The sequence below is a fragment of the Arthrobacter sorbitolis genome, assembly GCF_054510995.1.
The window spans coordinates 336,723-358,835 of the sequence record NZ_JBTNDM010000002.1; the positions used below are offsets into that span (position 1 = coordinate 336,723).

Here is a 22,113-nt window from a genome sequence, read left to right on the forward strand (position 1 = left end):
GGCGCTCTCCTACGGGCGCCTGTGCCCCTCCAACCGATCCGGGTCGGTGAGCAGGCCGGTGTCCCAGCACCCCAGGTCCGCCGCCGCCGCGTAGGTGGCCCGCAGGAACGCGAGCAGCGCGCCGTCGGGGTCCTCCGCCGCCCGCGCGGCCTCGTACGGGAGCAGGAACTGCCGGAACTCGTCGCTGTAGAACGCGCCGTCGACGTCGACGGGTGCATCGCGGTAGCCCTCGGGCTCCGGGTACGCATACGAGTAGAAGGCGCCCTCCTCCCCGCCGCCGGGCCAGAACCCGCAGCTGGAGAGCTCGTGCGAGTACCCCTCCTGCATGACCCAGTCGGCGCAGTTCGGGGCACCGCCCGGGTGGAGGGGTGCGGTCCTGCCGGAGAAGCGCGTGCAGGCGAGGTCCATGGCGCCCCAGAAGAAGTGCACCGGGCTCACCTTGCCGAGGAACTCGGCACGGAAGCGGGTGAGGACCCGCTCGGCCTGGACGAGCTGCCGCCAGAACGCCGTGACGGCACCGGGGTCGTAGGACGCGTGGTGGTGGTCCTCCGCGAACGGGACGGCGGGGTCCACCTCCGTGGGGACGGGGCGGATCGGCGCCTCGATCCCCAGCCCGGCCAGGGCGTCCAGGGTCCGCGCGTGGAACTCCGCGACCGACTGCGGCGCGAGCGGCACACTGCGATCCTCCCCGGAGCTGCTCCTCACCACCAGCCGGTGGTGTACGACGTCGAACTCGATGTCGAACATGCCGGCCCGGTACGGGATGGGGGAGGTACCGAGACCCCGCGGCGTGACGTAGAGCGGCACCTGCCACCAGTGGTTGACCAGCGGGGCGTGCGCCATCCGGATCTTGCCGACGACCTGCAGCCACATGTGCAGGGTGGCCCGCGTGTCCTGCCAGTCCGCGACGCGCAGCTCCGGCCAGCCACCGGACCACCCGTCCGCCGTCGCGCCGCCCCTGCCGGCCGGAATGCCCTGGTCGCTCACGGTACCTCCCGCTGTCGGTCGTTCAGCCCACAGTAGGTGCTGCCTCCGCCGGGGGACAGGGCGCGCCCGGCCGGACTAGGACGCGAGGTCCTCGTCGATCTCGAGTTCGTTGCCCGGGATGGAGGCGAGCAGCCGCCGCGTGTACGGGTGCCGGGCGTTCTGGAAGACCTCCTCGGAACTGGCGGCCTCCACCAGTTCGCCGTCCTTCATGACGCAGACGTAGTCCGAGATCAGGCGCACGACGGCGAGGTCGTGGGAGATGAACAGGTAGCTCAGCCCCAGCTCGGACTGCAGGTCGCCGAGGAGCTTCAGGATCTGCGCCTGCACCAGCACGTCGAGCGCGGAGACCGGCTCGTCGCACACGATGAGCTCGGGCTGCAGCGCCAGGGCGCGGGCGATCGCGACGCGCTGGCGCTGCCCGCCGGAGAGCTCGGCTGGGTAGCGCCGCAGGGCGTTCTGCGGGAGCGAGACCTGGTCCAGGAGCTCCCGCACGCGCGCCGCGCGCTCCTTCTTCGATCCGCGGCGGTAGGCGTTGAGCGGCTCCTCGACGATGCGCTCGATCGTGAACATGGGGTTCAGCGACGAGTAGGGGTCCTGGAAGATCGGCTGCACGCGCTGGCGGAAGTCGGACAGCTGGGCCTTGTCGAGCGTGGCTACGTCCATGCCGTCGAACGTCATGGTGCCGGACGTCGGCTCGATCAGCCGGAGCAGCATCCGGGCCGTGGTGGTCTTGCCCGAGCCGGACTCGCCGACGATCGCGACCGTCTGCCCGCGGGGGACGTCGAGGGTGACGTTCTTCGCCGCGTAGAAGTCCTCCTTGCTGCCGCGCCGCCTGTAGACCTTCGTGAGGTCCCGGATCTCCACGATGTTCGGGGGAGCGGCGTGCGCCGGCGCCTCGCCGGTCCGGTCCGGTCCGGTCGGCCGGTCCGACGACGACGTCGCGGCATGCGCGCCGGCAGTGCCCGGTGCCGGCGGGGAGACGGTGTCCCGGTCCGCCCCGGTCGCCGGTGCGGCTCCGGCATGTCCACCCTCGTGTGTTGCCTCGTGCTCGGCGAAGACGGCTTCGGCCAGTTTCAGGCGCGACGCCGCATCCGCCGTGAAGGCGCCGGGCCGCAGGCGCACGGCGGCGACGCTCGGTGCCGCCCGGACGAGGGACTGCGTGTAGGGGTGCTGCGGGTCGTTGAGGAGCTGGTCGGCCGGTCCGGTCTCGACCACGCGTCCGCGGTGCATCACGACGAGTTGTGAGGCACGCTCCGCAGCGAGTCCGAGGTCGTGCGTGATGAGGAGCACCGACGTGCCGAGCTGCTCCGTCATCGAGTCGATCTGGTCGAGGATCGTGCGCTGCACGGTGACGTCGAGGGCCGATGTCGGCTCGTCGGCGATGAGGAGTCGCGGCTGGCACGCGAGGCCGATCGCGATGAGCGCCCGCTGGCGCATGCCACCCGAGAACTCGTGCGGGTACTGCTTGGCGCGCTCGCCGGCGTCGGGCAGCCCGGCGGCGGTCAGGACCTCGATGACCCGCTGCTTGACGTTCTTCTTGGTGGCCATGCCGTGGACCAGGAGGGTCTCGGCGACCTGCGTGCCGATCTTCGTCACCGGGTTCAGGTTCGACATCGGATCCTGCGGGACGAGCCCGATCGCCCGGCCGCGGATGGAGCGCATCTTCGCCTCGGTCAGCGTCGCGAGGTCCTGGCCCTCGAACAGGATGCTGCCGGAGGTGACCCGGCCGTTGCCGGGCAGCAGGCCGATGCACGCCATCGCCGTCGTCGACTTGCCCGAGCCCGACTCGCCGACGATCGCGAGGGCGCTGCCGCGCTTGAGGCTGAAGCTCGCGTCCTCGACCGCGTGGACGTCGCCGTGCGTGGTCCGGAAGCTCACCGCGAGGTTCCGCACCTCGAGCAGGGGTGCCTCGGGGTTCTCGGGCTGGGCGGCCGCGCTGCCGGCGGGAGTGATGTCCGTCATAGCTCCATCGTGCCCTATGGAAGGCCGGGCGGCGTCCGTGCGGCGAGGGCCTACGCTAACTTTTCGGGAACGATGCCGGTGTCCGGGCCGGTCCCGTCGCCGTCCGCGGCGGCCGCGGCGAGCCGGCCGGCGAGGTGGTCCACCGCCAGGCGGTAGCCGTCGACGCCGGCACCCACGATCACGGCGTCGGCGACGCCGGAGATGTAGGAGGAGTGCCGAAACTCCTCACGTCGGTGCACGTTGCTGATGTGCACCTCGACCACGGGCAGCCCGACGGCGGCGAGCGCGTCCCGGATGGCGATCGAGGTGTGGGTGAAGGCGCCGGCGTTGATGACGATCCCGTCCGACGTCGAGCGCGCCGCGTGGATGGCGTCGATGATCTCGCCCTCGTGGTTCGACTGCATCGCCGTGCTGCCGCATCCGCGCCCGCGCGCGGTCTCCGCGGCGAGACGCTCGACGTCGTCGAGCGTCGCCGTGCCGTACACGGCCGGCTCCCGGGTGCCGAGCAGGTTCAGGTTCGGTCCGTTGATGACGAGGATGCTGGGCGTGCGCGGGGTCATGCCCTAACTATGCCGCGCCCGCGGGTGCAGCGGCGGACCGGGGGTCGGCGAGCCGTGCCCGCAGCCGCACCGCGCCGAACGCGCCCGCCGCCGTCACGACGCTCATGACCGCGAGGACGACGCCCGGATGCCACCACGCGCCGTCCGTCGCGATGCCGAACTGCTGGGTGATCGAGGGCGCGAAACCGGCGATGATCGCGGCGATGCTGTAGGCGAAGGACAGCGCGGTGAACGCCGTCTCGGGCCTGAAGATGTCCGCCATGAGCCCGCCGAGGGCGGCCCAGCTGGCGGTCGGCAGGATGCCGCCGAGGATGATCGCCGCGATGTACAGCGGTTCGGTGGCGATGCTGATGACCCAGTAGAGCGGGAAGGCGATGAGTGCCGTCCCGAGCGCTCCGCCCGCGACCACCTTCGCCGAGCCGATGCGCATCGCCAGGTAGCCGAACGCGGGGATGGTGACGAGCTGCAGGACGGAGCCCACGAGGGCAGCGTTGAGTACCGTCTCCTGGGACAGGCCGAGGGTGTCGGTCCCGTAGGCCTGCGTGTAGGTCACCATCAGGAAGTAGGAGCCGATGCCCAGGACGGCGGAGGCGATGGCGACGACGATCGCTGCGGGCTGTGACCGGAGGACCTCGAGGAACGGCGCGCGGGGGAGGGCGTGCCTCCGGCTGGCCTCCTCGAAGACCGGCGTCTCGTCGATCGCGAGCCGCAGGTAGATCGCGACGGCGAGGAACGGGAACGCGAGCAGGAACGGGATGCGCCAGCCCCAGGTGGTCATGACGTCGGGGGCGGCGAGCGTGAGGACCAGGAAGATGGCGGAGATCAGCATGGTGCCGACGGGAGAGCCGAGCTGCGGGATCGAGGCGTACAGGGCACGCTTGCGCGGGGCGGCGTGCTCCGTGGCGATGAGGATGGATCCGCCCCACTCGCCGCCGAGCGAGAGACCCTGCAGGAGGCGGAGCACGGTGAGGATGATCGGGGCCCAGACGCCGATGGTGTCGTAGTCCGGCAGGAGGCCGACGGTGCCGGTCGCCAGGCCCATGAGGGTGATGGTCCAGATCAGGGTGCGCTTGCGGCCGATGCGGTCGCCGAGGTGGCCGAACAGGATGGCGCCGAGGGGTCGTGCGACGAAGCCCATCGCGAAGACCAGGAACGCGGAGAGGGTTCCCGCCAGCGGGTCCTGCTCGGTGAAGAAGACCGTGTTGAACACGAGGGCGGCGGCGGTGCCGAACACGTAGAAGTCGTAGGACTCGAGGGCCGTCCCGACGAAGGAGGCGCCGGCCACACGACGGGCCATGCGCGGGGTGGAGGCAGGGGTCTGCTGGAGGGTTGTGGACACGCTGAAATCATCCTCCGCCGTCCCGTCCGGGGCCATGTTTCAGGACGAACGTCACATCCGGGGTCCCGGCATACCCCCGCGGGGGTGTGCCGGCGGCGGGCGTCAGGCGGGCAGGGGTCCGCGCAGACGGGCGGCGACGATGGCCCGCCCTGCGGTGACGAGCTGCTCCGTCACGGCGCCCGGGTCGCCCATGTATCCGTGCACCATCGCGCCGTCCCGCAGCATCATGAGCTGGTCCGCCACGAGGCGGGGCCGGTCCACGCCCAGTTCGCCCAGCAGGTCGGCGACGACACCGTGCAGCCAGGACCGGTAGCGCCCGACGGCGGCACGCACCGCGTTGCCCTCGGCCGGGTACTCGGCTGCTGCGTTGATGAAGGTGCACCCGCGGAAGCCGGGGCGGCAGGCGGCGTCCCCGTTGGCGGCGGCCAGCCGGAGCAGCACGGCGCATGCGTCCCGGCCGGCTTCCCGCTCGGCGGCGAGGGCGTCCTGCAGCCGGCCGAGCTGGGCGTCGAGGTACGCCACGACGAGCTCGTCCTTGGACGGGAAGTGCCGGTAGAACGTGACCTTGGTGGTCCCGGCGTCGGCGATGACCTTGTCGGCGCTCACCGAGCGGATGCTGTTCTCGTCGAACAGTCGCGTCGCCGAGGCCAGGATGCGCTCGCGGACGGGCGGCGGGGCGTCCATTCTGCTCCTTCGGGTCGTCGTGGGCGGATTACGCGGATGTAGAGTCACTAGTTAGTCTACTAGGAGGCGGGGTGCGGATCAGGCACCCCCGACGAAAGGTTCGACACGCATGAGTGCTCTCTACACGGCAGTGGCCACGGCGACGGGCGACGGACGCAACGGCAAGGCGTACACGGACGACGGGCAGCTGGTCGTCGACCTCGCGGTCCCGAAGGAGATGGGCGGAGCCGGCGGGGCGACGAACCCCGAGCAGCTCTTCGCCCTCGGCTACTCCGCCTGCTTCCACAGTGCCCTGAAGCTCGTCGCGAGCCGCAGCAGCGCGACGATCAGCGACACCGCGGTCACCGCCGAGGTGAGCATCGCCCCGGTCGACGGCGGCGGGTTCCAGCTCGCCGTCGCCCTCCATGCCGAGATCGGCGGGGTGGACCAGGAGACGGCCGACGCGCTCGTCGAGCAGGCCCACCAGGTGTGCCCCTACTCCAATGCGACCCGCGGCAACATCGAGGTCACGGTCGACGCCACGATCGGCTGACCCGCGCCGGCGAGAGGCCCCCGCCCGGGGGCCTCTCGCGTGTGCGGGCTACTTCCGCAGCGAGACGGCGATCTGCTGCATGATCGTCGGATCGGAGAGCGTCGTGGCGTCCCCGACCTCCCGTCCCTCCGCGACGTCCTTCAGCAGGCGGCGCATGATCTTCCCGCTGCGGGTCTTCGGCAGCTCGGGGACCACCAGGATGTTCCGCGGCTTCGCGATCGGGCCGATCTCCTTGGCCACGTGGTTGCGGAGCGTGGTGACGATGTCGTCGTCGTCCTTCGCCGAACCGCGGAGGATGACGAACGCGACCACGGCCTCGCCGGTCGTCTCGTCGCTCGCCCCGACGACGGCGGCCTCCGCCACCGACGGATGGCTCACCAGCGCCGATTCGATCTCCGTGGTCGAGAGGCGGTGGCCGGAGATGTTCATGACGTCGTCGACCCGGCCCAGGAGCCAGATGTCGCCGTCGCTGTCCTTCTTCGCGCCGTCCCCGGCGAAGTACATCGCGTCGAACCGCGACCAGTACGTGTCCTTGAACCGCTGGGGGTCACCCCAGATCCCGCGCAGCATCGACGGCCACGGTTCGCGGATGACGAGGTAGCCGCCGGACCCGTCGGGTACCGGGACGCCCATCTCGTCGACGACGTCGATCGCGATGCCCGGGACCGCCACCTGCGCCGAGCCGGGCTTGGTCGCGGTCACCCCGGGCATCGGGGCGATCATGTGCGCACCCGTCTCCGTCTGCCACCAGGTGTCCACGACCGGGGCCTTGCCCCCGCCGATGACCTCCCGGTACCACATCCACGCCTCGGGGTTGATGGGCTCCCCGACGGAGCCGAGCACGCGGATGGAGGAGAGGTCGAACTTCTGGGGGATGTCACGCCCCCACTTCATGAAGGTGCGGATGGCCGTCGGTGCCGTGTAGAGGATGGACACCCGGTACTTCTCGACGAGTTCCCACCAGCGGCCCTGGTGCGGGGTGTCCGGCGTCCCCTCGTACATGAGCTGCGTGGCGCCGTTGACCAGGGGCGCGTACGTGACGTAGCTGTGCCCGGTGACCCAGCCGATGTCCGCGGTGCACCAGAAGACGTCCGTCTCCGGCCGCAGGTCGAAGGTGTTCCTGTGCGTGAACGCGGTCTGGGTGAGATACCCGCCGGTGGTGTGCAGGATGCCCTTCGGCTTCCCGGTGGTACCCGAGGTGTAGAGGATGAACAGGGGATGCTCGGCGTCGTGGGCGACGGCGGTGTGCTCGTCGGAGGCGGTGTCCACGACGTCGTGCCACCAGAGGTCGCGGCCCTCGGTCCACTCGACGGGCTCGTTGTTGCGGCGCACCACGACGACGTTCGTGACGGTGTGGCCCTCCCGCTCGAGGGCGCCGTCGACCGCGGGTTTGAGGGCGCTCGGCTTGCCGCGGCGGTACGTGCCGTCGGAGGTGACCACGAGCTTGGCCTCGGCGTCGTCGATGCGGCTGCGGAGTGCGTCCGCCGAGAAGCCGCCGAAGACCACGGAGTGGACGGCCCCGATCCGGGCGCAGGCGAGCATCGTGATGACGGCCTCGGGGATCATGGGGAGGTACACGGCGACGCGGTCGCCCTTCTGCACGCCCAGTGACTCGAACGCGTTCGAGGCCCGCTTCACCTCGAGGGTGAGCTCCGCGTAGGTGATCGTGCGGGTGTCACCGGGCTCGCCCTCGAAGTGGATGGCGACGCGGTCGCCGAGGCCGGCCTCGACGTGGCGGTCGAGTGCGTTGTACGCGGCGTTCACCGTCCCGCCGACGAACCACTTGGCGAACGGCGCATCCGACCAGTCGAGGGTCTGCGTGAAGTCCTGGTCCCAGGTGAGGAGCTCGCGCGCCTGCCTGGCCCAGAACTCGGTGCCCTCCTCGCGTGCCTCGTCGTAGAGGGACGGCTGCGCGACGGCGTTCGCGGCGAACTCCGCACTCGGCGGGAAACGGCGCTCCTCGTGCAGCAGGTTCTCGAAGGCGTCGCCCTGATGATCGGCGCTCATGTTCTACCCCTTTGTGACGGTTTCGGTGTCGTGGTCGGTGTCGTGGTCGGTGGCGGGCCGGGTGCATGGCGCCGGTGGTGGCGTCCGGTGCGTCCGGTGCCCGTCCGGTGTGCTTCAGGGGAACACTATCGAGTTCTCCACGCCTTGTGTGCGCCCCGTCACAGGGCCTAGCCGAGCTGGGGCTGTTGTGCGGTGAGCGGTGCCCGATTCCCGCCTGTCGTCGGTGGAGAAGGGGCGGACCGGTGGCTAGGGTGGAAGGAGGTATCCACGACCGGCGGCCGACTGCCGCGGGCGATGAACGCTACGAACGGGAGTCCACCATGACCGAAGCATCCGAGGGGCAGCGCGCCACCGGCGTCGCATCGGCGGGATCACGCCCGGCCCCCACCTCCGACGACGCTGTGTCGGCCGGAGGAACGACGTCGGCCGCAGCCGCCTCGGCCGGCGGGACCCCGGGTCCCGGCAAGGCCGTCGCGGGCACATCGGCGACGGGGACATCGGCGTCCGTCCTCTCCGCCTCAGGCACATCGGATTCCGGCACGGCCCCTGCGGACGTCGCCACGGGCCCGAGCAAGGCCGTGGTAGGACCGTTCACCCTGCGGGAACTGGTCTTCGGGGGAGGCGTGGCGCTCGTCTTCCTCGGCACGCTGCTGCCCTTCATCGGCGGACGGGTCCTCTACACCAACTTCTGGAGCAGCGCCTCCCTCTTCTTCATCGGCATCGGCATCCTGCTGCCCGTGGTCGCGCTGGCGCTCGTGGCCGCCCGCCGCCTGGGCAGTTCCGGACTCCGTGTCGGCTCGCTCTCGGTCGACCAGTTCGCGTCGGTCACCGCTGTCCTGGCCGCCACCTTCTTCTTCCTCCAGACCGTCACCGCCTACCACGTCGGGCCCCTGGTCGCGCTGGTCGGGTCACTGGGCATGCTCGCCGCGACCGTCGTCGGGCCGTTCCTGCCTGTCCTCAAGGACGATTTCACCGACCGCCCGGAGATTCCCGCCCTTCCGGCCGCGCGCCCCATCACCGCCGCCCGCCCCCGCCCGCCGAAGCCGGCCAAGCCGGCAGCAGAGGTGGAGGCCGGACCGGCCCCCAGCAGTTCCCGCACGAACTCCTCGAGCCCGGCCGGGGTCAATCCCGCCGCTGCGGGTGTCCGACAGAACGGCGCCGGCCTGTACGGTGCCGGTGGAGCCGGCGCCGTGGGCGCCGGTGCCGCTGCAGCCGGCCAGTCCGGCATGGAGCGGAGCAGCTCGACCCCGTCATCGACGGGCACCGCGGCGCGGGACGCAGGCCAGGTGGGCGCCCACGCCGTCGGCTCCACATCCGCCGACACCGACGGCCCGCAGGACGGCTCCGCCCGGTCCGATACGGCCCGGGTCGGGGAGACGCGGGTCCACGACGTCGTGAACGACGGGACGCGGACGTTCACCGCAGCCGACTCCTCCAAGGCGCCGGGCGGATCGTCCGGTGACTCCTCCAGTACGTCGTCGAGCGACTCGTCCGGCGAGGAGCGGGGCCGGCAGGAACCCATCACGGCGACCCGCTCGGCCGACGAGGAACCGGTCGTCGAGGCGTTCTGGTTCGCTGTCGGTTCCCAGCGGCCGGTCTACGACGAGCAGAACGGCCGTGAGATCTTCAAGCTGCAGCCGGGCGACTGGGAGGTGGGCATCGAGGACCGCGGCAGCGAGTTCCTGGTGCAGGACAAGCGCACGGGTGCCGTCGGCATCCTGCGGGACCTGCGCAACATCGAGCGCGCTCCCCGCGACTGAGCCGACCCCCGAGTCCGAGAAGTACGCCGAGAGGAGATCCCGAGTGGCAGGCAGGAAGCCCAGGGTGGACGAGGAGTCACCGGTCGCGCTCAAGCGCAGGGCGCGGAAGATCGGCAGGATCCTGGGCGAGACTTACCCGTACGCAGTGGCGGAGCTCGACTTCCGCAACGCGTTCGAACTCCTCGTCGCGACCGTGCTGTCCGCGCAGACCACCGACGTGAGGGTCAACCTCACCACTCCGGCACTGTTCGAGCGATATCCCGACGCCCGGTCCCTGTCGGAGGCCGACGAGATCGAACTGCAGGAGATCATCCGGGCCACGGGTTTCTACCGCGCGAAGGCCAACAGCCTCCTGGCGCTGTCCCGGCGCATCGTCGACGAGTTCGACGGCGAGGTCCCCACCCGCCTCGAGGACCTCGTCACCCTGCCCGGGGTGGGGCGCAAGACGGCCAACGTGGTCCTCGGGAACGCCTTCGGCGTGCCGGGCATCACCGTGGACACGCACTTCGGGCGCCTGGCCCGCCGCTTCCGGTGGACCACCGCGGACGATCCGGTGAAGGTGGAGCTGGACGTCGGGGTCCTCTTCGAACGCAGGGACTGGACGATGCTCTCCCACCACGTCGTGTTCCACGGACGGCGGATCTGCCACGCCAAGAAACCGGCGTGCGGCGTCTGCCCCGTCGCGGCGCTGTGCCCCTCCTACGGGGAAGGCGAGACGGATCCGATGAAGGCCGCGAAGCTGCTCAAGTACGAACTCGCGCCGGGTCGTGAGGAGCTGCTGGAGCAGATGCGCGCCGGACGCTCCCGTGCCGAGCTCCGCGATGCAGGGCACGGGCTGGGTGCCTAGACCCGGCGGCACGGCGTACGACGACCTGGCGGCGTGGGTGAGGTCGAAGGGGGCGCCGGGGTCGGTCCTCGTCCGCCCGGGAGGCTGGCAGTTCGCCGCGCTCGATCCCGCCAGGAGCCGCCGGGCAGCGGTGCTCATCCTCTTCGGCGTCCGGGACGGATCCCGGTCGACGGATGCGGTGGATGGTGATCACGACGACCTGGACATCCTGTTCCTCATGCGCTCCGGCTCCCTGTCCAACCACCCCGGCCAGGTGGCCTTCCCCGGTGGTGCCATCGACCCCGGGGACGCGGATGAGGGTGCGGCCGCCCTTCGTGAGGCGCAGGAGGAGACGGGACTGGATCCGAGCGGTATCGACATCGTGGGGATGCTGCCGGAGGTCGGGCTCCCCGTCAGCAACTTCCTGGTGACGCCGGTGGTCGGCTGGTGGACCGAGCAGTCACCGGTGTACGCCGTGGACGCGGCGGAATCGGAAGCGGTCTTCCGGTGTCCCGTGGCCCTGCTCCTCGATCCGGAGCACCGACGGACAGCGGTGGTGCGGCGCAACGGGTTCGTCAGCCGCACGCCCGCCTTCCTCACGCCCGACGCCGTGATCTGGGGATTCACCGCGCTGCTGCTGGACGCGGTGTTCGACGGGCTCGGGTGGACGAGGCCGTGGGACCGGTCGCAGGAGATCCCGGCACCCCTCTGAGCAGCCCCTCACTTCGCGTCGGCGTAGGACGCCACCGTGACGGTCGTGATGGAGAACTCGATGGGGATGTCCCCGAAGACCAGGCGGGTCGCCGCACGTGCGGCGTCGTCGAGGATGGTTCCGGCCTCCGCCGCGCGATCCGCCGGGACGTGCAGTACCACCTCGTCGTGGAGGAAGAACGCGATGCGGCTGCGCGGCTCCGGGATGGTGCTCGCCGCGAGGCGACGGCGGATCTCCGCCAGCCAGCACAGGGCCCACTCCGCCGCCGACGACTGCACCACGAAGTTCCGCGTGAAACGACCCCGGGCCCGTGCGGCGCCATCCGCCCGGCGCTGTTCCTCCGCCGTCGTCGTCCGCTGCCTCGCCCGCCATTCCTCGGACGCGGGTGGGCAGCCGCGCCCGAGGTGGCTCGAGACGCCGTCCCCCGCTTCCCCGGCCCGCGCTGCCGCCTCCACCACGCCGATCGCCCGGGGATAGGCACGGGTCAGCTGCGGCATCAGCCGGCCGGACTCGCCGCTGGTGGCGCCGTACATGGCACCGAGCATGGCGAGCTTCGCCTTCGCCCGGTCGCCGCCGAATCCCTGGTCAGCGATGCCCTGGTAGAGGTCCCTGCCCCGGGCCGCGGCGGCGAGCGACGAGTCCTGACCGAGGGCCGCCAGGACCCTCGGCTCGAGCTGTGCGGCGTCGGCGACGATGAAGACGTGGCCCTCGTCCGGGCGCACCGCATCGCGGACCTGATGGGGGATCTGGAGCGCACCACCGCCCCGCGACGCCCAGCGCCCGGAGACCACACCGCCGACGACGTACTCGGGGCGGAAGCGGCCGTCGTGCACCCACGTATCGAGCCAGTTCCAGCCGTTCGCGGTCAGGAGCCGCGACAGCTTCTTGTAGGCGAGGAGCGGTCCGATCGCGGGATGCTGCTGGCGCTCGAGTTCCCAGGAGCGCGTCGTCCTCACCTCGATCCCGGCCCGGTGCAGTGCGCGCAGGACGTCCTGCGGTGAATCGGGATTGAGCGTCGGGTTCCCCAGCGCCGCCCGCAGTTCGCCGGCCAGCCATTCGAGCTCCGCGGGGCGGGCACCCTCCGGTGGCCGGGCACCGAGGCTCCGTTCCAGCAACTCCTCGTGGATGTCCCGCCGCCAGGGGAGACCCCAGAACTCCATCTCGGCAGCGATCAGGGCACCTGCGGACTCGGCCGCGACGAGCAGGTTGAGGCGCCCCGGCGCGGCGGCGCTCCCGACGGCGCTGAGCTGGGCGGCGAACTGCTCGACGACGTCGTCGAGGAACGGGCCCGTCGCGCCCTGCGGTTCGTCGAACAGCGAGTGCTGGTTGGGAGGAGGCGGTGGCGGCAGCAGGATCCTCGCCGGTTCGGTCCCGTCGTCCGTCTGCGCCGTCGCCCGCAGCGAGTCGATGTAGGGGGAGGGGCGGCACGAGGGTGACGTGGCGAGGAGGGCGCGCGTCAGCGCCAGGTCCCAGCACCGGTCCACGGGAACACCCGCCGACAGCAGCTCGGGATACCAGCGCCGGGTGCTGTCCCAGACCCAGCGCGGACGTCGGCCCTCGGCGTCGGCGACGGCGGAGGCGAGCCCCGCCCGCTCGACCAGCAGGGGATCACCCGTCGGTGCCCCAGCCGCGTCCAGGCCCTGGAGCGCCACCATGCCGCCGCTCGTCGACGCGGGTGCCACGGCGATGTACATGTCCATATTGTCTGCGGTGGCGGTGTCATTCCTGCAATCGCCGGGTTGTCCACATAACGGTGCACCGGACGGGCGGGCGGGGAGCGCGAGGCGAGGCTTGCTGCATGAGGCAGCAGACCTGGATACCGACCGCCCGGGGGCGGCGCGTGGTCCTCGTCGGCGGCTCGCAGGACGTGCAGGACCAGGTGGCCCGGGCATGCGCCGCCGCAGGGGTCTCCCCGGCCTTGGTCGCCGGACTCGCGGAGGCCCTGGCCCTCGATCCTGCCGTGCTGCTGGTCGGGTCCGAGCAGGCCACGGATGGGTGGGCGGGGCACCGGGAGCTCGTCGTGGTGGGCTCTGCCGGCGACGATGCACGGGTGTGGGGAGCCGCGGCGAACCTGGCGTCGTCCCGGGTGGTCATCCTGCCGCAGGGCGCCGGGTGGCTCGCCGAGCACCTCGGCCACAGCCTGAATCCGGTGGCGGCCGGCGCGGTGGTCGGCTTCCTCGGCACGGCCGGCGGGTGCGGCGTGAGCACGTTCGCCTTCTGGTGTGCACGCGGCCTGGCGCGCGGGGGGCGACCCACGCTGCTGGTGGACGGGCATCCACTGGACGGCGGGCTCGACCTCGCCCTGGGCCTCGAGGAGCGTCCCGGCGTGCGATGGCACGACCTCCGGGAGCTCCGCGGGACACTGAACGCCGAGCAGTTGCGGTCGGCGCTGCCGACCGACGGCAACCTCTCGGTGCTCTCGCACTCGGCCGGTCCTTCTCCCGGGAACGGTGGCATGGAGTCCGCCGCCGCCGTCCTGGACGCCGCGCGCGGCGCGTTCGAGGTGACTCTCGTGGACCTCGACGGCAGGAGTCCCGACGCCCGTTCCCTGGCCTCCGCCTGCGACCACCTCGTGCTGCTCGTCCCTTCCCGGCCGCGCAGCGTCGCGGCGATCGAAGGCGTCCTCCCGATGTTCGGCTCCGTACCCGTGACGATGGTCCTGCGCGGCCCGGTGCTCGACGGACTCGATGCGTGGCAGGTGGCCGAGGTGGCCGGCCGTCCCGGTCCCCTCCCGTATCTCCCCTTCGTCCGCGGTGCCTCGGCGGCGGAAGCGGCCGGCAGGATGCTCGGCTTCGCACTCCCGCGGAAGGTGCGGAAGCTGGTCGGTTCCGTCTGTGCGGGGCTGGAGCCGGACGGATGAGGGCCGACGCCGAGCAGGACGGGCCGACGCGGCGTCAGGTGCGCGCCCTTGGCCGAGCTCCGACGCGTGCCGAGGGAAGCCATCGGGTGGATGCTGGAGCGTCGCCGGCCGGCGATCCCGGGGACGCCTCCATGGTGGACACGGTCCGCAGGGCTGTCCTGGCCGGGAACGTCCGACCGACCGGTGCTGCGTTCGCGGACGCGGTCGGTTCGAGCGGACGACTGCTCGGTTCGGAAGGAACACTGTCGGCCCTGGACCGGGTGCGGGCCGAGCTCAAGGGACTGGGGCCGCTCGAGCACCTCCTCGCGGAGGAATCCGTCACGGACATCCTCGTCAACGGGCCCGATGCCGTGTGGGTCGACGGTGCCGCGGGCCTCCGGCGGGTCGGCCGGCTGTTCACCACGGACGAGGAGGTGCGCGCCCTGGCCGTCCGGCTCGTGGCCGCGGGAGGGCGACGACTCGACGACGGGTGCCCTGCCGTGGACGTCCGCCTCGAGGGGCTCCGGATCCATGCCGTCCTCCCGCCCATCTCGACGGCGGGGACGCTGCTGTCCATCCGTATCCGGCGCCCACGGGTCTTCTCCCTCGCGGAACTCACCGCCGGAGGAACCGCGGCCGGAATGGCGGATGCCCTGACCCTGATGATGCGGAGCCGCCTCAACTTCCTCATCAGCGGTGCGACGGGAACGGGCAAGACCACCCTGCTCTCCACCCTGCTCGGGCTGGCCGATCCACGCGAGCGCATCGTGCTGGTCGAGGACGCCGCCGAGCTCGCCCCTGCCCATCCGCATACCGTGGGGCTCCAGTGCCGGCACGCCAACCTCGAGGGCGCCGGGGTGCTCGACCTCACCGACCTGGTCCGGCAGGCCCTGAGGATGAGGCCGGACCGGCTCGTGGTCGGCGAGTGCAGGGGCGCGGAGGTACGGGAACTGCTGGCGGCCATGAACACCGGGCACGACGGCGGTGGTGCGACGATCCATGCCAATTCGGCAGCAGCCGTCCCGGCACGCCTGAGTGCGCTTGCAGCGCTTGCCGGCTTGTCGGCCGAGGCGCTCGCGCTGCAGGCGGCGAGCGCCCTCGACGTGGTGGTCCATGTGGTCCGGGATGCTCGGGGCCGCCGTGTGGAGAGCCTCGGCCTGCTGGAGCTCGGGCCGCGGGCCGGCCTGCTCGTCCGACCGGTGCTCGTCGATGCCGGGGCCGGATGCCGTCGGGCCGTCGGCTGGGATGATTTCGCCGATCGCGTGGGACGGGATGCTTCCACGGATCGCGTGGGCCGGGGTGGCCCCGCCGACCGCGTGGGCCGGGCAGAATCGGGGCCCGCGTCCGGGCCGCAGCACACGGCCTCCTCGCCATGACCGGGCTGATCGTCGCCCTTCTCCTGGCGGCTTCCGGACTGATCCTCATCTCGACCCGACCGGTCCTCCGGGGGCGGACGGGCAGGCCACTGATCGGTGGAGCAACCGGTCCTCGCCCGTCGCCGGTTGCGGGTCGTCGCCGCGGCAGGCCCCCGGGAGCCGGCCGTCGACCTCCCGTCGATCTGCACGAGGTGCCGCTGTTCGTGCATCAACTGGCCGGGCTCCTCCGGGCGGGACGCCCGTCGCAGGTCCTGTGGGCCGACATGGAGCGGGTCTATGCCGATGCTCCGTCAGCGTTCGCGAGCGCCGCGCTCCCGGTGGTCTCCACTGCGCGCCGGGCTGCAGAGCTGGGCCTGAGCGTCCCGGATGCGCTACGCCAGGAGACGGGAGCAGCCTCGGGGGCCGGCGCGCGAGGGCAGCCATGGGCGCAGCTCGACCGCCTGTGGATCGACCTCTCCGGGTGCCTGATCGTCGCCGAGCGCAGCGGCGCACCGCTGGCGGCCATCCTGACGCAGTACGCCGCACAACTCGACGCCGATCTCGACGGTCTGTCGGCACGGGAGACGGCACTGGCGGGACCGCGTGCCACCGTCGTCCTGCTCGCGTGGCTTCCGCTCGTCGGCCTGATCCTCGGCTTCGCGCTGGGCCTGGATCCGCTGGAGATCCTCCTCGGGTCGTCCCTCGGGCGGATCACCCTTGCCGCGGGCATCCTGCTCATGATCGCCTCCCGCATCTGGTCACGGCGCCTCGTGAGCCGTGCGGGAGGAAGCCCGCCGTGATGGTGGGCGTGACCGTAGCCCTCCTGCTGGCAGCCGGATCCGCCGTCCTGGCTCTCCCGTCGGGTCGTGCACGGCCGCCATCCGGGGCAATCGGGACGACGTCGGAGGGGCGCGGCATCCGGGACGCTCCGTTACTGCTCGATCTGCTGGGTGCGATGGTGGCAGCCGGGGCATCGGTCGAGAAGGCGCTGTCCGTCGTCGCCGGTGCCGGCGAGCCCGAGCTCGGGGCGGCCCTGACGCGGGTCTGCGCGGCCCGACTCCTCGGGGCTCCATGGGAGTCGGCGTGGGACTCGGCGTGGGAGTCTGCGCCGGAACCGGTGCGGGAACCGGTCAGGGATGCGGCGGGGGTTTCCGCGTCCACCCGTGGTGGGGGCTCTCCTGCAGCGTCGCATCGGCGCCGCGCCGAGCGTCACCGGGTACAGATCCTGGCGGACCTTCGTGGAGGTCTGCGTTTCGCCACTTCCACAGGGGCACCGTCGGCCGCCCTCCTGCACGCCCACGCCGCCCAACTACGACGACGGCGCAACCGCGAGATCGACAGGAAGGCTGCCGCGCTCGGTGTGCAGCTCGTGCTGCCGCTCGGCCTGTGCTCCCTGCCGGCCTTCATCTGCCTCGGTGTGGTGCCTGTCGTCCTGGGTCTCCTGCCCGCGCTCTAGCTGCATCGCCCACTGAACGCGGGAAGAGGTCGGCCCGGGCTCCACCTTCTGCAGGGTATCGAGGAACGCCGTGCCGGTCATCCGTCGCTGATTTCCCCCCTCCCGGGTGAAGCCGTTTCTCCTTCCGCTGCGGATCACGGGGTTATCCACTTACCCGTATGCGTCGTCCTGAAGGCCGAGGGCCGGCGCCAGAGTTGGTGTGCGGCGATCGTCGCTCACACCACGCGGGCCACGTTCCGCGTCGATGACAAGGAGATGACATGGCAATGCGATCGCAGGACGGGATGGTGGCCGATGCGGCCTTCCAGGGCTTCGGCGACGGGCTGGCCGAGTCGGAGGCAGCTGCCGGTGCATTGATCGAGCGCTTCCAAAGGGGCGCCGTCGGCGGTGGTACGGATCTGACCCGCAGCAGTGCTCTCGGGCGGGGAGCGGTGCGGAGGGCACCGCAGGATCGGCCGCACACTGCCTGCCCGTTGCCGCCCCTGTCCGTCCTTCCGGCCACGGGCTTCCCGGCCACGGGCTTCCCGGCACAGGCGCTCCCGGCACAGATGCTCCCAGCATGGCCGGTCCGGGCAGGCGGAAGCTCGAGCGGAGCCGGTTCCCGGACGGGCAGTTCGGCATCGGGCAGCAGCGGAGGGCCCGGCCCGGGCGGTGCCGCCTCCGGCTCGGACAGTTCGGAAGGAACCAGCTCGGAGGAAGCCAATCCCGGATCGGCCGACTCGGGCGCGACCGCCTCCGGATCTGCGGTCGGGCTGCCGCGTGATGGCGGCCGTGCAGCGCGCCGGAGCGAGGCGCGGCGTCGGAGATCGAACGAGCGGGCCATCCAGCGCCGAAAGGATCCACTGGACCAAGAGGCTGGGATGGCGACTGCCGAATACGCGATCGCCACGCTCGCCGCGGTGGGATTCGCAGCACTCCTTGTCGCGGTCCTCTCCAGCGGTGAGGTCAAGGGGCTCCTGATGTCCCTGATCACCTCTGCGCTGAATTTCGGCTGATGGGCGGCCGGATCGGGTCACTCCGCGGCGGTGCGGTGCCCACACCCCCGGGCCCGGTACCCGTCCGCGCTTCCGCCGACGCGACTCGGACAGGTGTGGGTCCGACGACCGGACGTCCGACGAATGGGGGTCGGACGTCGGGACGATCGCAGCGAGGCTCGGTCACCGCCGAGGTCGCCGTCGTCCTTCCCGCCCTGGTCGTCCTGCTCGCCGTGCTGATCGGCACGGCCCACATCGGCACCGTCCAACTCCGGCTCGAGGAGGCAGCACGTGCCGGCGCCCGGGAGGTCATGCGGGGCGAGAGCAGTGCGTCCGTGGAGCAGACGGTGCAACGCCTGGCGGGACCCGATGCCGTGACGCGGGTGGTGTCCGTCTCCGGCTGGACCACGGTGGAGGTCCGGGCACGGGTCGAGGGGCCGCTCGTCGAGGTGATGAACATCCAATTGCGTGCAGCGGCGTCAGGGAAGGAGGAGCACGATGGGTAAGCGGTCAGTACCGAGGAGCCAAAAGCACCCGAACCCCGAGGGCGGTGCCGGGACACTCCTCATGGCAGGACTCGCGGTGCTGGCACTCCTCCTGATCGCGTCCGCGGCCCTCCTGCTGCAGGCCGCAGCAACTGCGTCGAAGGCGGCGACCGCGGCCGACCTCGCGGCCTTGGCCGCCGCTGACGCTGCCAGGGGGATCACGTCCGGGGACCCGTGCTCCGCTGCCCGAACGGTCGCACAGCGGCATGGTGCGGAGGTGCGCGAATGCTCGATCGGCGAGACCGGCCCGGGGACGGCCGTGGTTCGCGTCTCCGTCAGCGGACGCGGCCTGCTGCCTGACGCGTCCGGCACGGCGCGGGCGGGTCCACCCCCGTGAAACGGTGCTGGTGTCGGCGGGAAGGCCGACCCCGATGCGCTCAGCCCGCCGTCGCCGCCCGGCCGTGGCCGACGGTGACCGCGGACGAGGCAACGGAAGGGGAATCGGCGACGGGCTCCGACGTCTCGTCCTCCCCGGGTGGGTCCGTGAGGGCCCGACCGGTGGACGCACCGGCCGCCTGGTTGAGGATGAGGGACAGCACGGCGACGGCGCCACCCTTGCTGAGCGGATTGTTCCTGTTGCCGCACTTGGGGGACTGCACGCATGAGGGGCACCCGGACTCGCACTCGCACGCCTCGATGGCGTCGCGCGTCGCCGACAGCCAGGTGCGGGCGGCGTCGAACCCGCGTTCGGCGAAGCCCGCCCCGCCGGGGTGTCCGTCGTACACGAAGATGGTCGGCAGCCCCGTGTCGGCATGCAGCGCCGTCGACACGCCGCCGATGTCCCACCGGTCGCTCGAGGCGACGAGCGGCAGCAGCCCGATCGCGGCGTGCTCCGCGGCGTGGAGCGCTCCGGGAAGCTCCTCGGCGAGGATGCCCTCCGCTTCGAGCAGTTCGGGGCTGATCTCGAACCACACGCTTTTCGTGAACAGGTCCCGGGCCTCGAGCTCCAGTGGTTCCTCGCCGAGGATCTCGTTCGACGAGAACGCCTTGCGCTGGAAGGACACCACCTGGGTCGTCACCTTCACATCGCCGAAGTTCGCGAGCACGCCGCCCCACAGGGCACTGACGTCCCGCCCGATCACCTCGATCTGCGTGACGTCCCGTGCCTGTGTGTAGTAGTCCGGGTGGGCCCGGGCCACCACGGCGTAGTGATCCTGCTCGTTGAGCTCCTGCACCACGAACGTCCGGCCCTGATGGACGTACACCGCACCCGGATGGGCCTGGTAGTGGCTCTGCGGCGAGTCCATCGTCCCCAGCAGTGCGCCGGAGTCCGCCTCGACAATGTTGATCGGTCCGCCGCCGTCGGCCCGCAGGTTCACCATCGCCGCCGCGCTCTGGGGATGCGTCCAGAACCAGCCGGCGGGACGACGCCGCAGGAACCCCTGGTCGCACAGGGTGCCGAGCAGATCCTCGGACGTCGCCCCGAAGAGCTCGAGGTCCGCCTCCGTCAGGGGGAGCTCGGCCGCGGCGGCGCACAGGTGCGGCCCGAGCACGTAGGGATTGGAGGGATCGAAGACGGTGGCCTCGACCGCGAGGTCGAAGACCGCTTCGGGATGGTGCACGAGGTAGGTGTCGAGGGGGTCGTCGCTGGCGACGAAGGCGGCGATGGCGTCCTGGCCCGAACGCCCTGCCCTGCCGATCTGCTGCATGAGGGACGCCCGGGTTCCGGGCCAGCCCGCGACGAGGACGGCGTCGAGGCCGGAGATGTCGATCCCCAGCTCGAGGGCGGATGTGCTGGCCACTCCCAACAGCTCGCCGCTGCGCAGCGACGACTCGAGGGCACGCCGTTCCTCGGGCAGGTAGCCCGAACGGTACGCGGCGATGCGGTGCGGCAGGCTCGGATGCACGTCCTCGAGCATCCTGCGGGTCGTCTGTGCGATGCTCTCCGCCCCGCGCCTGGACTTGATGAACGCGATGGTCCGCACCCGGGAGGAGACGAGGTTCGCGAGGAGGTCCGACGTCTCGGCGATGACCGTGCGGCGGGTCGGGGCACCGTTCTCGCCCTTCTTCCCCGTGAGCTGCGGCTCCCAGAAGGCGACGGTGGTGGAACCGTGCGGTGAGGAGTCCTGGTCGACGGCCCGCGCCGGCGCGCCGATCAGCCTGCCGAAGGACGCGGCGGGGGCCGCGGAGGTGGCCGACGCCCCGATGAACACTGGATGCGCCCCGTAGCTCGCGCAGATCCGCCGCAGCCGCCGCAGGAGGTTCGCCACGTGGGACCCGAACACCCCCCGGTAACTGTGCGCCTCATCGATGATCACGAACTTGAGCCGCCGGAAGAAGCGCGCCCACCACGTGTGGTTGGGGAGGATGCCGTAGTGGAGCATGTCCGGGTTCGCGAGGATCAGGTTGGCGTGGTCGCGGATCCAGCGCCGCGCCCCGGTCTCGGTGTCGCCGTCGTACGTCTCGGCGCGGACTGTGGGCAGTTTCAGCGCATTGATGGCGGACAGCTGGTCCGCGGCCAGCGCCTTCGTGGGCGCGAGGTAGAGGGCCACCGATCCGTTCGGGGCGAGCGTGACCCGGTTCGCCAGCTCGCTGCGGTGGATCTCGTCGAGGACCGGCAACTGGTAGCAGAGGGACTTCCCGGACGCGGTGCCCGTGGCGACGATGGTGTGCGCCCCCTCATGGGCGGACTCGGCACCCTCCACCTGATGGCGCCAGGGCTGGTGCACGCCGCGTGCGGCGAAAGCCGAGACGACGTCCGGGTGTGCCCAGTCGGGCCAGGGTGCGTGCTCGGCGTCACGGGCCGGGATCTCGCGGACATGCAGCAGCTGCTCAGGGTCGGGTCCGCCCCCGAGCAGGGGGATCAGGGAGTCGTGCGCAGCCACGCCGCCATTGTCCCATCGGCGTCGGGGCGGGGGCGGTCGAACGGGCCCTTATCCTCTGATGACGAACACATCGATCAGGTGCTGCCACCCCAGGTATTCGTACAGCGCACGCCCGTCGGCGGACGCCATGAGCAGGCCGGTGGTGACGTCGTCCTCGAGGACCCCGGCGGTGAGGGCGCGCATCACGTAGCTGCCCAGTCCGCGTCGCCGGTAATCCTCCTCGGTGACGATGCGGTCGTAGACCGCGTAGTCGCCGACCGCGGACACCGACCCGCGGGCCGCGAGGCGCCCGTGGGAATGCACCGTGACACGGCGGCAGGCCCCGTCGCGGATGCGCCCGAGGACGAAGTCGTCGCCGGGGGCGCGCGGGTCCTCGACGTCCTGGCCGTGCATGTCGACGCTCATCAGGGACTGCTGCCGATCGGTGACGCGCATGCGGAGCGGGGCGGCGGCGTCGATCAACTCCTGCATCCGGCTGGTGACGACGGTGAGCACCCGCAGGGGGTCCTGCCGGGTCTCGGCGGCCACGTCGAGGAACAGCTCGGTGGTGGGCTCGAAGAGGAAGTGCTCCGTCTGGTCCTGCTGGTCCGTCAGGAGCACCGAGGTGGTGCGGCCGTCGTCGCGCGGCTCATAGCCCCTGCACGCGGACCACCCTGTGATCCACGTCCCGAGGAGTTCTCTGTCTACTTGTGCGCCCATGTGCTGAACCCTAGTTCTCGGCGGGGACTATGGACATAGAGGGCCGCGAGG

The 22,113-nt window shown here is 71.5% G+C and carries 20 protein-coding genes; 11 read left to right on the plus strand and 9 right to left on the minus strand.

Annotation, left to right across the window (positions count from 1 at the left end; genetic code table 11):
- Positions 1 to 9: 9 nt before the first annotated feature.
- The 5 genes from ACX80K_RS06215 to ACX80K_RS06235 all read right to left on the minus strand — a co-directional run bounded on the left by ACX80K_RS06215 (position 10) and on the right by ACX80K_RS06235 (position 5,532).
- Positions 10 to 987, minus strand: coding sequence for a DUF5996 family protein (locus ACX80K_RS06215; protein ID WP_459271000.1), 978 nt, complete (start codon positions 985 to 987; stop codon positions 10 to 12).
- Between the two features lie 75 nt (positions 988 to 1,062).
- Entirely contained in the window at positions 1,063 to 2,949 is a 1,887-nt protein-coding gene (locus ACX80K_RS06220) for a dipeptide ABC transporter ATP-binding protein (RefSeq protein WP_459271001.1), read from the minus strand.
- 50 nt (positions 2,950 to 2,999) lie between these two features.
- Positions 3,000 to 3,509 (minus strand): type II 3-dehydroquinate dehydratase, encoded by a 510-nt coding sequence (gene aroQ, locus ACX80K_RS06225; protein WP_459271002.1) that lies wholly within the window; start codon positions 3,507 to 3,509, stop codon positions 3,000 to 3,002.
- Positions 3,510 to 3,516: 7 nt separating this feature from the next.
- On the minus strand, positions 3,517 to 4,848 hold the full coding sequence (locus ACX80K_RS06230; RefSeq protein WP_459271003.1) for an MFS transporter: 1,332 nt from the start codon (positions 4,846 to 4,848) through the stop codon (positions 3,517 to 3,519).
- 102 nt (positions 4,849 to 4,950) lie between these two features.
- A complete protein-coding gene (locus ACX80K_RS06235; protein WP_459271004.1) occupies positions 4,951 to 5,532 on the minus strand; it encodes a TetR/AcrR family transcriptional regulator in 582 nt (193 codons plus the stop codon).
- A gap of 109 nt (positions 5,533 to 5,641) precedes the next feature.
- Here ACX80K_RS06235 and ACX80K_RS06240 point away from each other — a divergent pair, with 109 nt between their 5' ends.
- Positions 5,642 to 6,064 carry an organic hydroperoxide resistance protein gene (locus ACX80K_RS06240; protein WP_459271005.1) on the plus strand — a complete coding sequence of 141 codons (423 nt, stop codon included), beginning with the start codon at positions 5,642 to 5,644 and terminating at the stop codon, positions 6,062 to 6,064.
- A 48-nt stretch (positions 6,065 to 6,112) separates the two neighbouring features.
- Here ACX80K_RS06240 and acs read toward each other — a convergent pair whose 3' ends face one another.
- Positions 6,113 to 8,071 carry an acetate--CoA ligase gene (gene acs, locus ACX80K_RS06245; RefSeq protein ID WP_459271006.1) on the minus strand — a complete coding sequence of 653 codons (1,959 nt, stop codon included), beginning with the start codon at positions 8,069 to 8,071 and terminating at the stop codon, positions 6,113 to 6,115.
- Between the two features lie 320 nt (positions 8,072 to 8,391).
- Between acs and ACX80K_RS06250 the strand changes: the two genes are divergently transcribed.
- From ACX80K_RS06250 to ACX80K_RS06260, 3 genes are read left to right on the plus strand one after another with little or no spacing between them, the layout of a single operon-like run.
- Entirely contained in the window at positions 8,392 to 9,831 is a 1,440-nt protein-coding gene (locus tag ACX80K_RS06250) for a PrgI family protein (RefSeq protein WP_459271007.1), read from the plus strand.
- A 43-nt stretch (positions 9,832 to 9,874) separates the two neighbouring features.
- Positions 9,875 to 10,678, plus strand: coding sequence for an endonuclease III (gene nth / locus ACX80K_RS06255; RefSeq protein ID WP_459271008.1), 804 nt, complete (start codon positions 9,875 to 9,877; stop codon positions 10,676 to 10,678).
- Positions 10,671 to 11,369: an NUDIX hydrolase gene (locus ACX80K_RS06260; RefSeq protein ID WP_459271009.1), complete on the plus strand. Its 699-nt coding sequence runs from the start codon at positions 10,671 to 10,673 to the stop codon at positions 11,367 to 11,369. Before nth ends, ACX80K_RS06260 begins: the two co-directional genes overlap by 8 nt.
- Before the next feature lie 8 nt (positions 11,370 to 11,377).
- On the opposite strand, the gene ACX80K_RS06265 is transcribed toward ACX80K_RS06260, so the two are convergent.
- On the minus strand, positions 11,378 to 13,063 hold the full coding sequence (locus ACX80K_RS06265; protein WP_459271010.1) for a bifunctional 3'-5' exonuclease/DNA polymerase: 1,686 nt from the start codon (positions 13,061 to 13,063) through the stop codon (positions 11,378 to 11,380).
- Between the two features lie 104 nt (positions 13,064 to 13,167).
- Between ACX80K_RS06265 and ssd the strand changes: the two genes are divergently transcribed.
- The 7 genes from ssd (at position 13,168) to ACX80K_RS06300 (ending at position 18,875) form a co-directional block, all read left to right on the plus strand.
- Positions 13,168 to 14,229 (plus strand): septum site-determining protein Ssd, encoded by a 1,062-nt coding sequence (gene ssd / locus ACX80K_RS06270; RefSeq protein ID WP_459271011.1) that lies wholly within the window; start codon positions 13,168 to 13,170, stop codon positions 14,227 to 14,229.
- 86 nt (positions 14,230 to 14,315) lie between these two features.
- A complete protein-coding gene (locus ACX80K_RS06275; protein ID WP_459271012.1) occupies positions 14,316 to 15,584 on the plus strand; it encodes a TadA family conjugal transfer-associated ATPase in 1,269 nt (422 codons plus the stop codon).
- Positions 15,585 to 15,787: 203 nt separating this feature from the next.
- Positions 15,788 to 16,363, plus strand: coding sequence for a type II secretion system F family protein (locus ACX80K_RS06280; protein ID WP_459271013.1), 576 nt, complete (start codon positions 15,788 to 15,790; stop codon positions 16,361 to 16,363).
- 8 nt (positions 16,364 to 16,371) lie between these two features.
- The gene (locus ACX80K_RS06285) at positions 16,372 to 17,019 is read left to right on the plus strand and encodes a type II secretion system F family protein (RefSeq protein ID WP_459271014.1); all 648 of its coding nucleotides are present in this window, start codon (positions 16,372 to 16,374) and stop codon (positions 17,017 to 17,019) included.
- A 548-nt stretch (positions 17,020 to 17,567) separates the two neighbouring features.
- Positions 17,568 to 18,014 (plus strand): DUF4244 domain-containing protein, encoded by a 447-nt coding sequence (locus ACX80K_RS06290; protein WP_459271376.1) that lies wholly within the window; start codon positions 17,568 to 17,570, stop codon positions 18,012 to 18,014.
- 95 nt (positions 18,015 to 18,109) lie between these two features.
- Positions 18,110 to 18,499 carry a TadE family type IV pilus minor pilin gene (locus tag ACX80K_RS06295; RefSeq protein ID WP_459271015.1) on the plus strand — a complete coding sequence of 130 codons (390 nt, stop codon included), beginning with the start codon at positions 18,110 to 18,112 and terminating at the stop codon, positions 18,497 to 18,499.
- A complete protein-coding gene (locus tag ACX80K_RS06300; RefSeq protein WP_459271016.1) occupies positions 18,492 to 18,875 on the plus strand; it encodes an Rv3654c family TadE-like protein in 384 nt (127 codons plus the stop codon). The genes ACX80K_RS06295 and ACX80K_RS06300 overlap by 8 nt, the downstream gene beginning before the upstream one ends.
- Before the next feature lie 40 nt (positions 18,876 to 18,915).
- Here ACX80K_RS06300 and ACX80K_RS06305 read toward each other — a convergent pair whose 3' ends face one another.
- Both ACX80K_RS06305 and ACX80K_RS06310 read right to left on the minus strand, forming a co-directional pair.
- On the minus strand, positions 18,916 to 21,363 hold the full coding sequence (locus tag ACX80K_RS06305) for a DEAD/DEAH box helicase (RefSeq protein WP_459271017.1): 2,448 nt from the start codon (positions 21,361 to 21,363) through the stop codon (positions 18,916 to 18,918).
- Positions 21,364 to 21,411: 48 nt separating this feature from the next.
- The gene (locus ACX80K_RS06310) at positions 21,412 to 22,062 is read right to left on the minus strand and encodes a GNAT family N-acetyltransferase (RefSeq protein WP_459271018.1); all 651 of its coding nucleotides are present in this window, start codon (positions 22,060 to 22,062) and stop codon (positions 21,412 to 21,414) included.
- Positions 22,063 to 22,113: the final 51 nt, after the last annotated feature.

Excerpts from the sequence above, each read along its gene's own strand:
- ssd (WP_459271011.1), top strand. The coding sequence starts at position 13,168 with ATGAGGCAGCAGACCTGGATACCGACCGCCCGGGGGCGGCGCGTGGTC.
- ACX80K_RS06300 (WP_459271016.1), top strand. The coding sequence starts at position 18,492 with ATGGGTAAGCGGTCAGTACCGAGGAGCCAAAAGCACCCGAACCCCGAG.
- acs (WP_459271006.1), bottom strand. The coding sequence starts at position 8,071 with ATGAGCGCCGATCATCAGGGCGACGCCTTCGAGAACCTGCTGCACGAG.
- ACX80K_RS06220 (WP_459271001.1), bottom strand. The coding sequence starts at position 2,949 with ATGACGGACATCACTCCCGCCGGCAGCGCGGCCGCCCAGCCCGAGAAC.
- ACX80K_RS06265 (WP_459271010.1), bottom strand. The coding sequence starts at position 13,063 with ATGTACATCGCCGTGGCACCCGCGTCGACGAGCGGCGGCATGGTGGCG.
- ACX80K_RS06290 (WP_459271376.1), top strand. The coding sequence starts at position 17,568 with ATGCTCCCAGCATGGCCGGTCCGGGCAGGCGGAAGCTCGAGCGGAGCC.
- ACX80K_RS06240 (WP_459271005.1), top strand. The coding sequence starts at position 5,642 with ATGAGTGCTCTCTACACGGCAGTGGCCACGGCGACGGGCGACGGACGC.
- aroQ (WP_459271002.1), bottom strand. The coding sequence starts at position 3,509 with ATGACCCCGCGCACGCCCAGCATCCTCGTCATCAACGGACCGAACCTG.
- ACX80K_RS06310 (WP_459271018.1), bottom strand. The coding sequence starts at position 22,062 with ATGGGCGCACAAGTAGACAGAGAACTCCTCGGGACGTGGATCACAGGG.
- ACX80K_RS06235 (WP_459271004.1), bottom strand. The coding sequence starts at position 5,532 with ATGGACGCCCCGCCGCCCGTCCGCGAGCGCATCCTGGCCTCGGCGACG.
- ACX80K_RS06250 (WP_459271007.1), top strand. The coding sequence starts at position 8,392 with ATGACCGAAGCATCCGAGGGGCAGCGCGCCACCGGCGTCGCATCGGCG.